The sequence below is a fragment of the Asanoa sp. NPDC050611 genome (assembly GCF_040654855.1).
Lineage (GTDB): Bacteria > Actinomycetota > Actinomycetes > Mycobacteriales > Micromonosporaceae > Asanoa.
In genome coordinates this window covers 1-13,623 of record NZ_JBFAIU010000202.1, presented here as the reverse complement: position 1 = coordinate 13,623, position 13,623 = coordinate 1, and the positions used below count along the sequence as shown (strand labels likewise).

General features: G+C 73.1%; 12 protein-coding genes. 2 read left to right on the top strand and 10 right to left on the bottom strand.

Translation table 11 applies throughout. The features are described 5' to 3' along the window. The 6 genes from AB0H87_RS26805 to AB0H87_RS26780 form a co-directional block, all read right to left on the bottom strand. A partial coding sequence (locus tag AB0H87_RS26805; RefSeq protein ID WP_360151174.1) for a N,N-dimethylformamidase beta subunit family domain-containing protein occupies nt 1–324 on the bottom strand: 324 nt, incomplete at its 3' end. A gap of 341 nt (nt 325–665) precedes the next feature. Further along, a complete protein-coding gene (locus AB0H87_RS26800; RefSeq protein ID WP_360151171.1) occupies nt 666–1,613 on the bottom strand; it encodes a CU044_5270 family protein in 948 nt (315 codons plus the stop codon). A gap of 11 nt (nt 1,614–1,624) precedes the next feature. Beyond that, nucleotides 1,625–2,164 (bottom strand): sigma-70 family RNA polymerase sigma factor, encoded by a 540-nt coding sequence (locus AB0H87_RS26795; protein ID WP_360151168.1) that lies wholly within the window; start codon nt 2,162–2,164, stop codon nt 1,625–1,627. A 109-nt stretch (nt 2,165–2,273) separates the two neighbouring features. Next, the gene (locus AB0H87_RS26790) at nt 2,274–3,791 is read right to left on the bottom strand and encodes a PQQ-dependent sugar dehydrogenase (RefSeq protein ID WP_360151165.1); all 1,518 of its coding nucleotides are present in this window, start codon (nt 3,789–3,791) and stop codon (nt 2,274–2,276) included. Nucleotides 3,792–3,924: 133 nt separating this feature from the next. Next, nucleotides 3,925–5,109, bottom strand: coding sequence for an MFS transporter (locus AB0H87_RS26785; RefSeq protein ID WP_360151162.1), 1,185 nt, complete (start codon nt 5,107–5,109; stop codon nt 3,925–3,927). Next, nucleotides 5,106–5,918, bottom strand: a complete 813-nt coding sequence (locus AB0H87_RS26780; protein WP_360151160.1) for an alpha/beta hydrolase — start codon at nt 5,916–5,918, stop codon at nt 5,106–5,108. The genes AB0H87_RS26785 and AB0H87_RS26780 overlap by 4 nt, the downstream gene beginning before the upstream one ends. Nucleotides 5,919–5,992: 74 nt before the next feature. Here AB0H87_RS26780 and AB0H87_RS26775 point away from each other — a divergent pair, with 74 nt between their 5' ends. Continuing rightward, a complete protein-coding gene (locus tag AB0H87_RS26775; RefSeq protein WP_360151157.1) occupies nt 5,993–8,710 on the top strand; it encodes an AAA family ATPase in 2,718 nt (905 codons plus the stop codon). Between the two features lie 38 nt (nt 8,711–8,748). Here the strand turns inward: AB0H87_RS26775 and AB0H87_RS26770 are convergent, their stop codons facing one another. Further along, the gene (locus tag AB0H87_RS26770) at nt 8,749–10,869 is read right to left on the bottom strand and encodes a PhoX family phosphatase (RefSeq protein WP_360151154.1); all 2,121 of its coding nucleotides are present in this window, start codon (nt 10,867–10,869) and stop codon (nt 8,749–8,751) included. Nucleotides 10,870–11,032: 163 nt separating this feature from the next. Here AB0H87_RS26770 and AB0H87_RS26765 point away from each other — a divergent pair, with 163 nt between their 5' ends. Further along, the gene (locus AB0H87_RS26765; RefSeq protein ID WP_360151151.1) at nt 11,033–11,446 is read left to right on the top strand and encodes an RbsD/FucU family protein; all 414 of its coding nucleotides are present in this window, start codon (nt 11,033–11,035) and stop codon (nt 11,444–11,446) included. Here the strand turns inward: AB0H87_RS26765 and AB0H87_RS26760 are convergent. The 3 genes from AB0H87_RS26760 to AB0H87_RS26750 all read right to left on the bottom strand — a co-directional run. Beyond that, nucleotides 11,418–12,293, bottom strand: a complete 876-nt coding sequence (locus AB0H87_RS26760; RefSeq protein ID WP_360151148.1) for an alpha/beta hydrolase — start codon at nt 12,291–12,293, stop codon at nt 11,418–11,420. The two genes, AB0H87_RS26765 and AB0H87_RS26760, sit on opposite strands and share 29 nt — an antisense overlap. Then, the gene (locus tag AB0H87_RS26755) at nt 12,290–12,775 is read right to left on the bottom strand and encodes a maleylpyruvate isomerase N-terminal domain-containing protein (RefSeq protein WP_360151145.1); all 486 of its coding nucleotides are present in this window, start codon (nt 12,773–12,775) and stop codon (nt 12,290–12,292) included. The genes AB0H87_RS26760 and AB0H87_RS26755 overlap by 4 nt, the downstream gene beginning before the upstream one ends. Nucleotides 12,776–12,834: 59 nt before the next feature. Beyond that, the coding region (locus AB0H87_RS26750) for a DUF5937 family protein (protein WP_360151142.1) at nt 12,835–13,623 on the bottom strand (789 nt) is incomplete at its 5' end.

Below are 13,623 nucleotides of genomic sequence, written 5' to 3'. Positions count from 1 at the left end.
ATTCTCAGCCCACTGATCAAAACCGATGTCGTGCTCGACAAGATGGGGCAAACCGCTATCCCGAAACGGACGATCGTGGCTGACGGCGCGTGAGCGGTGTGCGGGCGCCGGCTTGCCGGACGAGTCGAAACCGTAGTAGAGGCTCGCCCCGACACGCCCGTCGTACGGCCACATGTTGTAGGCCTGATACGTGCTGGTCGGCAGAACCACCAGCCCAGCGGTTGCCGGTTCCGGATCGCGGACCACGAACGGAACCCACCTGGAGAAGCCGGCCTCACTGGTCAGCAGCGCCAAATAGAACCCGCTGAGCCACGCGAGCCGCACCGTCAGTCAGAGATCGTTCCGTGACAGCGGTTACCCGACCGGACGGCGCATCGCCGCCGTAGTGCGGATCGCGATCCGCCGTCGGCGGCTCCTCCGCCCGCAGGAGCCGCTGACCGGCAACGGTCACGGCCGCGCCGCCGATACAGAGCACACCCAGCACCGTTCGCCGCGCCCATCGGCGCTTTTGGTCCGTCATTCCCCCGCCTTCGTGATCCGGGCAGCACCCATCGGCTGTCCGATATGGACAGACGGTTGCGAAGATTGGAAATCCGGATCCGCCTCCGGCAAGCAGCCGGACGCTAAGCAGGAATCCGGGTCACAGGTCAGTTGGCCTCGTCGGCCTAGGGAACCTGGCGGATCCGATCGACGATCGCGGTGCGGAGGCGGGCGGTGCTGCCGCCCGGGACCTCTTTGCCGCTCATCGTTAGGCCGACGTGGCGGTCGCCAAGATAAGCGAACGTCTCTTTGTCGAAGATCATGTCCCGCGCGACGCCGGGGTGCCCCGGTACGCGCTGCATTTCCTTCGGGAGCTTGCGGACCTCGCGCAGCGCGATCCCGGGGCGGTCCGCGGCGTCCCGCACCTCACCGGGCAGGAGCGTCACACTCGGCTCGCGGGACATGGCCTCGAAGAGCGCGGCGCGCGACGCGGGCGGCAGGTAGCCGTCGAGCAGCCGGACCGCGGTCTCGAACGGCCGCGGGCGCCACTGCGGCGGCGGCCCGCCCTCATACTGCCGGCCCGCCCGGAGGGCCTTGTCGATGGCGTCCGTGCGCAGGTAGCGCGCCATTTCGTCGGCATCGGTCGGCAAGCCGGCCAGGTAGCCCGCGGGCCTGGGCTGGTCAGGGGGCGCCGCGATCCGGAACCCGCCATCGAACGGGGGACTCTCGTCGTGGAAGACCTGCGTCCAGGCGTCGCCGTCACCGGCCGTGACCCAGCGCTCGACCCGGGTGCGCTCGACCCGGGTCGGGCTCGGGTCGTTTCCGATCGGCATCTCGTTGGCGATCATCAGCTCGGTGTAGACCCACTGGTCGGGCCGGGCGGTCAGCACGGGCTCCCGCAGCGCCGCCCGGGCCGCTCCCCGCAGGATGTCGGACGCGGTCGCCGCGGCGGCGGGTTGCTCGCCGACGCCGAAGCCGACGAACGGCACGGCCAACGCGCCACCGGTGACGGTGACGGCCGCGGCCGCGGTCAGCACCACCCGCCGCCGCGACCAGCCCGGTGCGGGTGCCGGCCGGTCGGCCACGTGCGCCCGCAGCTCGGTGAGCAGGCGCTCCTCGAATCCGGAAAGCATGGTCGGTCTCCTCAGCTGGGGTTGGCGAGTGAGAGGCGGACGGCGCGCCGGGCCCGGTGCAACCGCACCCGGGCCGCGACGGCGGTGATGCCCAGCACCTGGGCGGCCTCGGCCGTGCTGAGCCCGTCGACCGCGACGAGCTCGAGCAGCGCCCTGGTGTCATCGGGCAGCCCGCGGACCGCCTCGTACGTCCGGCGCGCGACCGCCTCGGCGTCGATCCGCTCCTCGATCCGGGCGAGGTCGTCGGCGTCGAGCACCCGCCGGCCGGCCACCTCCGCGGCCGCCCGCCGATGCCGGTGCCAGCGCCGCTGCTCGGCGGCGATCACGTTGCGCGCGACACCGAACAGCCAGCCGACCTCGCTCCCCCGTTCGGGGCGATAACCGCGCGCCGACTCGATCGCCGCGAGGAACACCTCGGCGGTCAGGTCGGCGGCGGCATGCGGATCGTCGACCCGCCGGGCCACGAACCGGCCCACCACCTCGACGTGCGCCCGATAGAACAGCTCGAACGCGTCGGGATCGTGCCCGATCGTGGTCACGTCGTACGCCATCGGCCCTCCCGCCGCCCGCCTGCACCCCTTCCTTGGCTCCGGACCGGAGAAGCGTTACACGGAGCCGCCCGGGTCCCACGTGGACCCGGGCGGCCGTGCGAGCGAAGGATCAGTCGCAGGTGGCGCCGTTCAGCCTGAAGTTGCTCGGGCGGCGTGTGCCACTGCCGCTGGCCAGGAAGCCGAAGTTGGCGCTCGCGCCCGTCGACAGGCCGCCGTTCCAGACCTCGTTGCGGGCCGTGACCCGGCGGCCCGACTGGCTCACGCGGGCACCCCAGGCGCTGCTGATCCGTTGGTTGCCACCGAACGTCCACGTCAGCGTCCACGAGCCGATCGACGTGCCCTCGTTGGTCACCCGGACGTTGCCGAGCAGCAGACCCGGCAGGCCGGTCGCACCGTAGCTGACCGTGCAGGACGCCTCAGCGTCGCTCGGCGACTCACTCGGCGTCGGATCCGTGGTCGGGTCCGTCGTCGGGTCCGCTGCCGGGTCCACTGTCGGGTCCACTGTCGGGTTCGGTGAGACGGTCGGTGACGCCGGGTCGGACGGCGACGTCCCGCCGGCGACCGTGAACCTGAAGACGCGGTCGTCGCTCGTCGTCGGGTTGCCGCGCCTGTCCTGGTTGCTCGTCGCCACCCAGAGCGACCCGTCCGGCCCCTTCTCCGCCGTGCGCAGGCGGCCGTAGCGGGTGTTGAGCGCCGCCACCGGCGTCCCCGCGTTGCCGTTGGCGTCCAGCGGCACCATCCACAGGCGGTTGCCGCGCAGCGCGGCGACGAACAGGGTGTCGTCGATGATCGTGGCGCCGCTCGGTGAGGCCTGGTCCGGCGTCCAGGTGACGATCGGGTTGCGGTACGCCGGGTTCGTGGTGTTGCCCTCGACCGCCGGCCAGCCGTAGTTGCCGCCCGGCACGATCCGGTTGACCTCGTCGAACCGGTCCTGGCCGAACTCGGTGGCATAAAGCCGGCCCGCCGAGTCCCAGGCCAGGCCCTGCACGTTGCGGTGACCGGAGCTGTAGATCCGCGAACCCACGGTCGGGTTGTCGGCCGGCACGCTGCCGTCCGGTCGCATCCGCAGGATCTTGCCGTTGGGGCTCGCCGGGTTCTGCGCGCTGTTGCGGTTGCCGGCGTCGCCGACGCCCGCGTAGAGCATGCCGTCGGGTCCGAAGGCGATCCGGCCGCCGTTGTGCGTGTTGCCCTTCGCGATGCCGGTGACGATCGGGGTCTGGTTCGCCATGTCCGCCAGCTTGAAGCGCACGATCCGGTTGTCGGTCGCCGACGTGTAGTACGCGTAGACCAGGTTGTCGGTCGCGTAGGTCGGTGACACGACGAGCCCGAGCAGTCCGCCCTCCCCAGCCGGCTGCACGCCCGGCACCTGGCCGACGATCCCGGTGGGCATCCCGGGCTGGATCCGCAGGATCTGCGCCCGGTCGCGTTCGGCCACCAGCGCGCTTCCGTCCGGCAGGAACGTCAACCCCCACGGCACCCGCAGGTTGCTCGCGGCGGTGGTCGGGTTGGTGAAGTCGACGGTCGGCGCGGCCTTCGGGACCGGCCGGTCCACCGCGGCGGCGATCCCGGCGACGCTCAACGCGATGCCGACCACGGCGGCGGCCGCGGCGAGGGCGGGTTTGTGCATGGACATCTCCCGAAGCGAAAGGGGCTTGCCTTCGCCACGGTGCCAGCCGCCACGGAGTGGTTACGGCCAGATTGGACAATTAGCGCAAAAAGGTGAATCCGTCGAATTGATGCACCGGCGATCGAGCGATGCGCTATCCCGCCATCGCGGGGCGGGCGCTCAGGCGCAGCTGCGCGACCAGCGCCGCGAGGCCGGCGACGGCGACCAGGGCCGCGTACCCGACGACGGTCTTGACCAGACCGACCGGGCCGATCAGCTCGCCCGCGAGGATCGCCGGGAGGCCGAACGACACGTACGAGACGATGTAGACGGCCGCGAACAGCCCGGCCCGCTCGCGGTCGGCCACCAGCGGCGTCAGCGAGCGCAGCGCGCCCGAGAAGGACGCGCCCAGCCCGACGCCGCTCACCACGCCGCCGGCCCAGAGCACCGGCACCAGACCGGTCCACACCGCGCCGGCGAGCAACAGGGCGCCGGCCAGCACCAGCGCGGCACCCAGCGTCTCCGCCGCGCGGGGCGGCCGCCGGCCGAGCCAGACCGCGGTGAGCCCGGCCGCGAACAGCGCGACGAACACGTAGGCACCGTGCACCACACCGCTGTCGGTGCCGAACACGCCGCGCACGATGGTCGGCGCCAACCCGAGGAACAGCGCGGCCAGCGTCCACGACGCGACCAGCACCGGCACCACCGCGCGGAACTCGGGCCGGACCCGGGCGGCCACGTGGACGTGCGGCACCAGCGCTTCCCGCGCGCCCGGGCGGCGGGGCACGGTCTCCGGGGAGAGGTACACGGCCAGCAGCGCGGCCACGGCGACGCCGGCGAGCACCAGGAAGACCAGCCGGCCCGGGTCGGCCGCGGTGGCCACCGCGACGCCGGTCAGCAGTGCGCCCACGCCCAGCCCGGCCGACGGCGCCACCGCGCTGACGACGGCGCCGAGCCCGCGCCGGCCGGGCGGCGCCAGCTCCACGATGGACGCCGTGAACGCGCTCGTCGCGGCGCCCATCGCGATCCCCTGCACCACACGGGCCGCGCACACCCACCAGATGTCGGGTGCGTACGCGAACATCAGCATGGCGGCGAGCTGGACGGAGAGCGCGGCGAGCAGCACCGGTCGCCGGCCCACGTGGTCGGAGAGCGCGCCGACCAGCAGCAGGGTGGCCAGCACGGCGAACGCGTACACCCCGAAGGCGAAGGTGACCAGCCACGGCGCGAAGCCCCAGCGCTCCTCCAGGTGCACCAGCAGCGGGGTCGGCGCGCCGGTCGCCACGAACAGCGTCGCGAACGAGGCGGCCGCCGCGACGAACGACGCGCCGCGGGTCATCGGGCGCCGACGACACCGAGGTAGGAGCCGTCCACCCAGTCCGTGACGATCCCCGCGTAGTTGCCCGGCTGCTCCTCCCACGCGGCGTGCCCGCAGTCGAGCACGTCGAGGCGGCTGGCGGGCAGCTTCTCGTTGAGCACCTCGGCATCGCGGGCCAGGCCGTACGGGTCGTCGCGCCCGGCGATGATCTGCACGGGCGTGCGGACGGTGGCCAGCAAGGGGTCCAGGGCGGCGAGATCGGCCGGGTACGACCGCAGATAGGCCAGGGACCCGGCCAACCGGTCGCCGGCGTACGAGGCGGCGTAGTCCTCGCGGATCTGCTGGGGCAACCCGTCGGCGACGAAGCCGGACACCACCTCGGGCTGCCCGACGTCCTCCGTGACGAGCGTCTTCAGCACGCCCCGCAGCGTCAGCGGGTGGGTCGCCGCGCCGCCACCGACCACCACGCTGCGGAACAGGTCGGGCTGGGCGGCGGCGGCGAACAGCAGTGCGGCGGTGCCGACGTCCGGGCCGACCGCGTGTGGCTGTTCGAGACCGAAGTGGTCGACGAGGTGCGTGACGAACTCACCCATCACGCGTGGCGACATCAGTTCCGCGCGCCCCTCGGACCGGCCGAAGCCGGGCAGGTCGACGGCGATCACCGGGTGCTCGGCGGCCAGCGCGTCCCAGATCGGCGCGTACGCGTAGAGGCTTTCCGGCCACGGGCTCAGCAACAGCAGGGTGTCCGCTTCCCGGTCTTCCCGGCCAACCGGGCTGGCCACGTACCGGATGCCCAGATCGTCGATGACGTCGAACCGCTCCTCGTCCATCCCGCCAGCAGAACGCGTCGGCCCATCCCCCGAATCACCTGAATACGTGAGCGCCGCTCGCTAGGTTGTGGAAGGTGGCACGGGTGGTTCTGCGTGGACGGTCGGCGGCGATGTCGGCGGCGATGCCGGCGCTGCGCCGGGCGGCGCGGCACGGCCAGAGCGGGATCCTGGTGGTGACCGGCGAGGCCGGAATCGGAAAGACCGCCGTACTCGACGCGATCGGCGCACAGGCCACCGGGATGGGCTTCCGCGTCGGGGTCGGCAAGGCCGACGAGATCGGCCGGATCTCGCCGGGCGCGCCCGTGCTGCTGGCCCTGCGCAACGGCGCCCGGCCGCTGCTGGACAGCACCGCGATGACCGAGTTCGACGGCCTCGCCGACCACCCGCTGGTGCTGCTCGACCGGGTCGGTGCCCGGCTGGAGCGGGTGGCCGGGGTGGCACCGGTGCTCATCGTGGTCGACGACGTGCAGTGGGCCGACCAGCTCAGCCGGCTCGCGCTGCGGGTGCTGCCCGAGCGCCTGGCCGGCGACCCGGTGGTCTGGCTGTTCGCCACGCGGGACCCGGCCGACGAGCTGACCACGCCGCCGGCGCCCACCGTCCGGCTGGAGACGATCCCGCTCGGCCCGCTCACCGCCGCCGACGTGGCCGCGATCGCCCGGGACCGGCTGGGGCATCCGGCGAGCCCGGCGGCGCAGCGGATGCTCGACGGGGTCGGCGGCAACCCGTTCCTGGTGACCCAGATCCTCGACGGGCTGGCCCGCGGCGGCCCCGACGGCGTGCCGCCGCCCAGCTTCGTCCGCGCGGTGGAGGCGGCGCTCGACGGCCTGCCCGACCGCACCGTCGTGCTGCTCGCCGCGGTGCTCGGCCGGGCGTTCGCGATCGACGAGGCCCAGCGGATCGTCCCCTCGGTGTCCAGCGCGGACGCGGACGCCGCCGTGGCGGCGGGCCTGCTCACGCGCGACGGCCACCGGCTGTGCTTCCGGCACGACCTGGTCCGCGAGACCGTCTACTTGGGACTGTCCGAGGCGGTGCGCCGCGACCTGCACCGCCGGTGTGCCCGCTACCTGCTGGCCTCCGGGCACGACGCGCTGGCGGCGGCGCCGCACGCGCGGGCCGCGGCGACGCCCGGCGACGAGGAGAGCGCGGCGATCCTCTGCGAGGCCGCGCACGAGGCCGCGGGTCCGCTGCCGGAGACGGCCGGCGACCTGGTGATCGAGGCGTTCGAGCTCGTCCGGCCGGGGCAGGGGTCGTGGGAGCCCACCGGTGAGCGCTGTGTCGACGTGCTGCACCGGGTGCAGCGCTGCGCCGACGCGGTGCGGGTCGCCGACGTCGTGCTGGCCCGCGCCCACGACGCCGAGACGTTCGCGCGGATCCAGGTGCTCGCGGCGCGGGCGCTCTGGCGGATCGGTCGCCCGGCGGAGTCGGTGGCCCGGATCGACGACGCGCTGGCCGCACCCGGGGTGTCGGCGGCCCTGCGCGCCCGGCTCGGCGCCGCGCGGGCCCTGGCGCTGACCCGGATGGCGCCCGCGTGGCGGTCGCGCCAAGCGTGCGAGCCCGCGCTGAGCGACGCCCGGGCGGCCGGCGACCGGGACGCGACCATGCTGGCCCTGCAGGCGATGGGCGAGCTGGCCCGCAACAGCGGCCACCACGCCGAGTCGCTCGCCTACTTCCGTGAGCTGCGGTCGGTCAGCGGCACCAGCTACCTGGCCGAGGAGATCATCGAGCTGCAGCTGCTCGACCGGTACGTCGACGCGGGCCGGCTGCTCGAGGCCGCGCACCAGGACGACCGCGGCGGCATCGAGGCGACCCTGCCCTCGGTGACCGCCGCGCAGATGTGGCAGGACTTCAACCTGGGGCGGCTCGACGACGCCGAGGCCGGCGCGCGCACGCTGGTCACGATCGGCCGCGAGCTCGGCGACCACGTCCACGAGCTGGACGCCGTGCTGGTGTTCAGCGCCGTCGCCCTCCTCCGGGGCGACCTGGCCGAGGCCGCCGAGCGGCTCGCACCCGCCACGACCGGTGAGGCGGCCGACGACTCGGTGCGGCTGCCGGGCCTGACGCTGATGGAGGGCTGGCTGGCCGCGAGCGACGGCCGGGCCGCCGAGGCCCGCACGATCCTGCGTCCGCTGCTGTTCAGCGCCCGTGACTCCAGCGCCGACTGGCCGTGGTGGCCGGGCTGGATGCGGGTCTTCGTCCGGGTCGGACGGGCCACGCGCGACCAGCGGTTCAGCGGCGAGGCGGTGGCGATCGCGGCCGAGGGCGCGGCCCGCAACCCGGGGGTGGCCAGCTTCCAGGGCGTGGCGCTGGCCACCCGCGGCCTGGTGCACCTGGACCTCGACGCGCTGACCGAGGCGACCGCGGTGCTCGAGCGCAGCCCGCGGCCGATGCTGCGCGGCAACGCCGCCGAGGACCGGGGTCGGCTGCTGCTCGGCTACGGCAAGCGCGCGGAGGGCCTGGCCGAACTGGACCGGGCCTGGGCCATCTACCGCGGGATCGGCGCGCGGGCGGCGATGGTCGACGTGCAGCGGGTGATGCGCCGCGCCGGCGCCCGCCGCGCCAAGTGGGAGACCGACGCGGCCCGCCCGCGCGCGGGCTGGGCGGCGCTGACGGACGCGGAGGTCAAGGTGGCGGAGCTGATCAGCGCCGGGCACACCAACAAGGCGGCCGCCCGCATGCTCAACCTGTCACCCAACACGGTGAGCACGCATCTGCGCTCGATCTTCACGAAGCTCGACGTGCAGTCCCGCGTGCAGCTCACCAACGCGGTGCACGCGATGCGGCCGACGACCTGAGCGGGCCGCCCCGCCGAAGCGGGACGGCCCACGCCTGGTCAGGAGCCGACGTTCCTGTTCCACACGCTCCAGGTGACCGCGATGCCGGGCTTCGCGAAGTCACCGTCGGGCCAGTTGGAGGCCGGGCTGGCCACCGAGGCACCGGAGATCTCACCCGGGTGCTGGACCGCGACGAACACGCTCTTGTTGTCGTCGGTGATCCACGGGCCGCAGGTCTCGGCGCCGAACGGCACGCTCAGGAACTGCTTGAGGTGGCCCTTCTCGGGACCCTCCAGCGGGACCGCGAACAGGCCGTCGTTGCTCTGCAGCGCGTTGCCGTCCGTGGAGATCCAGAGGTTGCCGGCGCCGTCGAACGCGACGTTGTCCGGGCAGGAGATCGGCGAGACCTTGGTCTTGTCGTACCCCATGAAGTAGGTCGCGGGGTCCGTCGGGTCGCCGCAGACGATCGGGATCTGCCACGTGAAGGTCGTGCCGGTGTGGTCGTCGTTGTCCTCGGTGATCTCGAGGATGTGCCCGTGCTTGTTGCCGTTGCGCGGGTTGGCCTCGTCGGCCGCCGCGTTCGTGCCGACACCGCGGTTGGTGTTGTTGGTCAGCGCGACGTAGATCTTGCGGTTGACCGGGTTGGGCTCGACGTCCTCGGGCCGGTCCATCTTGGTCGCGCCGACCTTGTCGCCGGCGAGCCGCGTGAACACCAGCACCTCGTCGACGGTCATGCCCTCGACCATCGACTTGCCGCCCTTGACCAGTGGGATCCACGTGCCGGTGCCGTTGAAGGCGCCGTCCGTCGGGAGCTTGCCGGTGCCGTCGATCTCGCTCGCCGAGGTGTAGCCGAGCTTGGCGACGTAGAGCGTGCCGGACTCCAGCACGGTCAGGTTGTGCTTGCGGGCCTCGGGCGTGTTGCGGCCGTCGACCTTCTTGTCGGAGACGAACTTGTAGAGGTAGTCGAACCGCTCGTCGTCGCCCATGTACGCCACGGCCTTGGCGTCCTTGGACTTGATGATGTTGGCGCCCTCGTGCTTCACCCGGCCCATCGCGGTGTGCTTGCGCGGGGTCGAGCCCGGGGTGAACGGGTCGAACTCGACGATCCAGCCGAACCGGTTGGCCTCGTTCGGGTTCTTCGAGAGGTCGAACCGCTCGTCGACCCGCTCCCACTTGCGACTGCCCGACGGGTAGCGGTTGACCGTGTCGATGCCGTACCGGTTGAACCGGGTCTTGGCGTCGCCGGTCGAGGTCTCCGCGCCGACGAAGTACTGGTTGAAGTTCTCCTCGCCGGACAGGATCGTGCCCCACGGCGTGACGCCACCGGCGCAGTTGTTGAGGGTGCCGATCACGTCGGCGCCGGTCGGGTCGGCAGCGGTCTTCAGCAGGTCGCTGCCCGCGGCCGGGCCGGTCAGCTTGAAGTGCGTCGTCAGGGCGGTGACGCGCCGGTTGTACGGCCGCGAGCCGCTGTCCACCAGCACGTACTGGCCGGTCTTGCCGACGCGCTCGATCTCGACGACCGACATGCCGTGCGCGGCCATCGCGATCTTGATCTGCTCGGCGGTCAGCGCGTCCTGGCTCACGAAGTTCGGGAACATCAGGTCTTCGTTGGTGTACTCGTGGTTGCACACCAGCAGGGCCCGGGTGGCCTTCTTGTCGAGCGGCAGCACTGCGACGAAGTCGTTGTTGTAGCCGAACTGCTTGAGCTGGGCCTCGAGCGTCTGGTTGTGGACGTCGAACCTCTTCGCGCCGGGCACCACCGGGTCGCCCCAGCGGATGACCACCGAGTGGTCGTAGCCGTTGGGCACGACCAGCGCGTCGACGCGGTTCGGGGCGACCGCCTTGAACGTGAGGTTGGTGGTCTGCTCGGTCATGGCGGTGACCTCGCCGACCGGCGGCAGGGCCGGTGCCGGCTCGGCGGCGGCGAACGCCGGGCTCGCGCTCAGGACGCCGGCGCCGCCGAGGCCGAGCGCGACCGCGCCCGCGGCACCCACGCGCATGACGCCGCGCCGGGTCACCTCGGTCTGCACCATGTCGCCGAAGTAGTCGTTATCGGAAACGTTCGGAACCGGGTGGTCACAAGCGTTTCCGCAGCGGTACAGGCAGGTCATGCGGTCACGACCGTGCGGAACCTTCGCCACGCCGACGATTGGCAACTGGCGGCGGATCTGGTCCGTCATTCGGGCTCTCCTCGAACCGTCGACAAATCTCTCCGTCAGGACAGCCGCACGCTAATCAGAGCAGGTAAACATGGAAAAGCCGGAATGTGAACCGCGGACGTGGAAGCCCTGCTAAGGGTGTCCTTACTAGACGGCCACCGGTGCCCGACATGATGATCCGGCCATGCTCAAAACCACCCTGATCCACCCAGGCATCACTTCCGCTCTCGGTCGCGCGGGACACGGATCGACCATCCTCATTTCAGATGGAAACTACCCCCATTCAACGGGTACGCGGGCCGGCGCGGACCTCGTATTCCTGAATCTGCGGCCGGGGCTGGTGGCGGTCGACGACATCCTGGGTGCCGTCCTGACCGCCGTACCGGTCGAGTCCGCGTTCGTGATGCGGCCCGGGACGGGTCCGGAACCCGACATCTTCCCGGTGTTCCGCTCGCACCTCGGCCCGGTCGAGCTGAGCCCGCTCGACCGGTTCGCCTTCTACGACAAGGCCCGCGAGCCCGACCTGGCGCTCGCGATCGCGAGCGGTGACACGCGGCTCTACGCGAACATCATCCTGACGGTGGGCGTGGTGAAGTAAGAAACTCCCCGATCACGCCGATGGCGTGGTCGCCCGCGGACAGCACCGCGCAGAAGTTGAGGAACGCGTGCGGCGTGTCCGCGTACTCGACGAACTCGGCGTCGTCGAGCCGGCGCGCGTAGGCCTCCGCCTGGTCGCGCAACGGGTCGCGGCCGGCCGCGCCCAGCCGCGGCGGGGGCAGGCCGGCCAGCGACTCCGCACGCAGGGGCGCCGCGTATACCGGCGGCGGGCCGGTCAGGTACTGCCGTTCCGCCCAGGTCGGCGTGGTCGCCCGGTCGAGCACCGGGTAGCAGAGCACCTGCCGGTCCAACACCGGCCCACCCTCGTCGCGCGCCCGCAGGGTGGCGCCGGCGACCAGCGCGCCGCCCGCGCTCTGGCCGCCCGCCGCGAGCCAGCCGTCGCCGCCGAGCACCCGGCCGTGCGCGGCGAGCCAGACCATCGCGTCGTACGTGTCGTCCAGCGCCGCGGGGTAGGGATGCTCCGGCGCGAGCCGGTACTCCAGCGAGACCACCGTGCGGCCCGCGCGCCGGGCCAGCCGGGAGCAGGTGTGGTCGAGGTCCGCGACGGTGCCGCCGACGAAGCCGCCACCGTGCAGCCAGAGCAGCAGCGGGCGGGGTCCCGGCTCCGCCTGGTAGACCCGCGCGAGCGTCGGCCCGCCGCCCAGCGGCAGCAGCAGGTCGGCGGCGTGCACGGCAGGGTCGAGCCGGCCGGACAGCGCGGGGTCGACCGGTTCGGCCCGGTCGGCCAGCAGCGTGGCGAGGTCGTCCAGCTCGTCAGCCGCGCCGACGACGGTGAACCCGTCGGCCTCGGCGGTGAACCTCGGCTCGGCCACGACGCGGCGGTTCACGCCGGCACCGCCTGCAGGTGCAAGGCGGCGTGCCAGAACGCGGGCCGGCCGGGCACGGTGAACACGTGCGTCGCGAGTGGACCGACGCGCGCCCAGTCGTCGGACGCGAGCTGGTCGAGCAGCGCGGCGTGCGTCGTGGCCAGTCGCTCCAGCAACAGGTCGGCGCCCAGCTCGCGGCCCGCGGCCACGCCGGCGCGGTTCAGCGCCCGGCCGACCTCCGGCGTCTCGAAGCGGGGCGCCACGCTCCAGTGGTCGCGCCCGCGATCGGCCTCGGTCAGCACGGCCAGGTTGATCTCGTTCCACATGAGCACGTGCGCGACGAGGTCGTGCAGCGACGCGCAGAAGTCGCCGAGCGGGCCGGCGGCGGTGACGAAGTCGCGGGCCAGCTCCGGTCCGGAGAGCCCGTCGACGGCGGCCAGCAGCAGCCGGTGGTCCGTGCGCAGCCGGTCGGCGGCCGCGTCGGCGGAGAGGGGTTCGGTCATGCCGGCAACGCAACCACCCGGCCCGGCCGGCGCCGAGCGGGCTGACGGATCCCGTCAGCTCACCGCAGCAGCAACCCCAGCACGTCGCCGCCCAGCGCCTCGACGGCGGCGGCGTCCAGCTCGTACTGGACGAACCGGCCCCGCCGGGTGGCCCGCGCCAGCCCGGCCGCGGCCAGCTCCCGCAGGTGCCGGTTGACCAGCGTCGGGTCGACGTGCCAGCGGGCGGCGATCTCGCCCGCGGTACGCGGCTCGGTGGCGATCGCCCGGGCCACCTCCAACCGGCCGGGGTTGGCCAGGGCGGTCAGCCGGCCCAGCAGGTCCCGGGCGAGCGGCACCGGCGGCCCGGGCTCGGCCGGGTGGATCAGCACGAGGGACCGACCCGGCACGTCGGCGACGTAGACGTGTGGGCTGATCAGCGTGCTCGGCACCACCACCAGCCCGCGCCGGGTGACGTCGTGCCGGCCGTTGCGCACCTTGGCGATCGACACGCCCGCGCCCGCCGGGGTGATCGACGGGTCGAGGGTGGCCAGGGCGGCGGCCGGGCCGCGCGCGGCCAGGTCGAGCGCGAACCGGCGCGTCCGCGCGGCGAGCACCGGCCGCACCGCCGGCCACCGGGCGGCGAACCAGGTGTCCCAGCTCTCGGCGAGGAACTCCAGGAACTCCGTCACCGCCGGCCCCGGCCGTTCGACCAGCGCCGCAACCTGGTCACCGATCCCCCTGGCCCGGGCGTAGCGCAGGGCCGCGGCGGCGTCGCCGATCGGCCGCAGCAGCTGCTCGGCCAGCCGTCGGGGCGGAAGCGCGCGCAGGTGGTCGAGCTGCACCGCGAACTCGTCGTCGGGGCCCCAGAC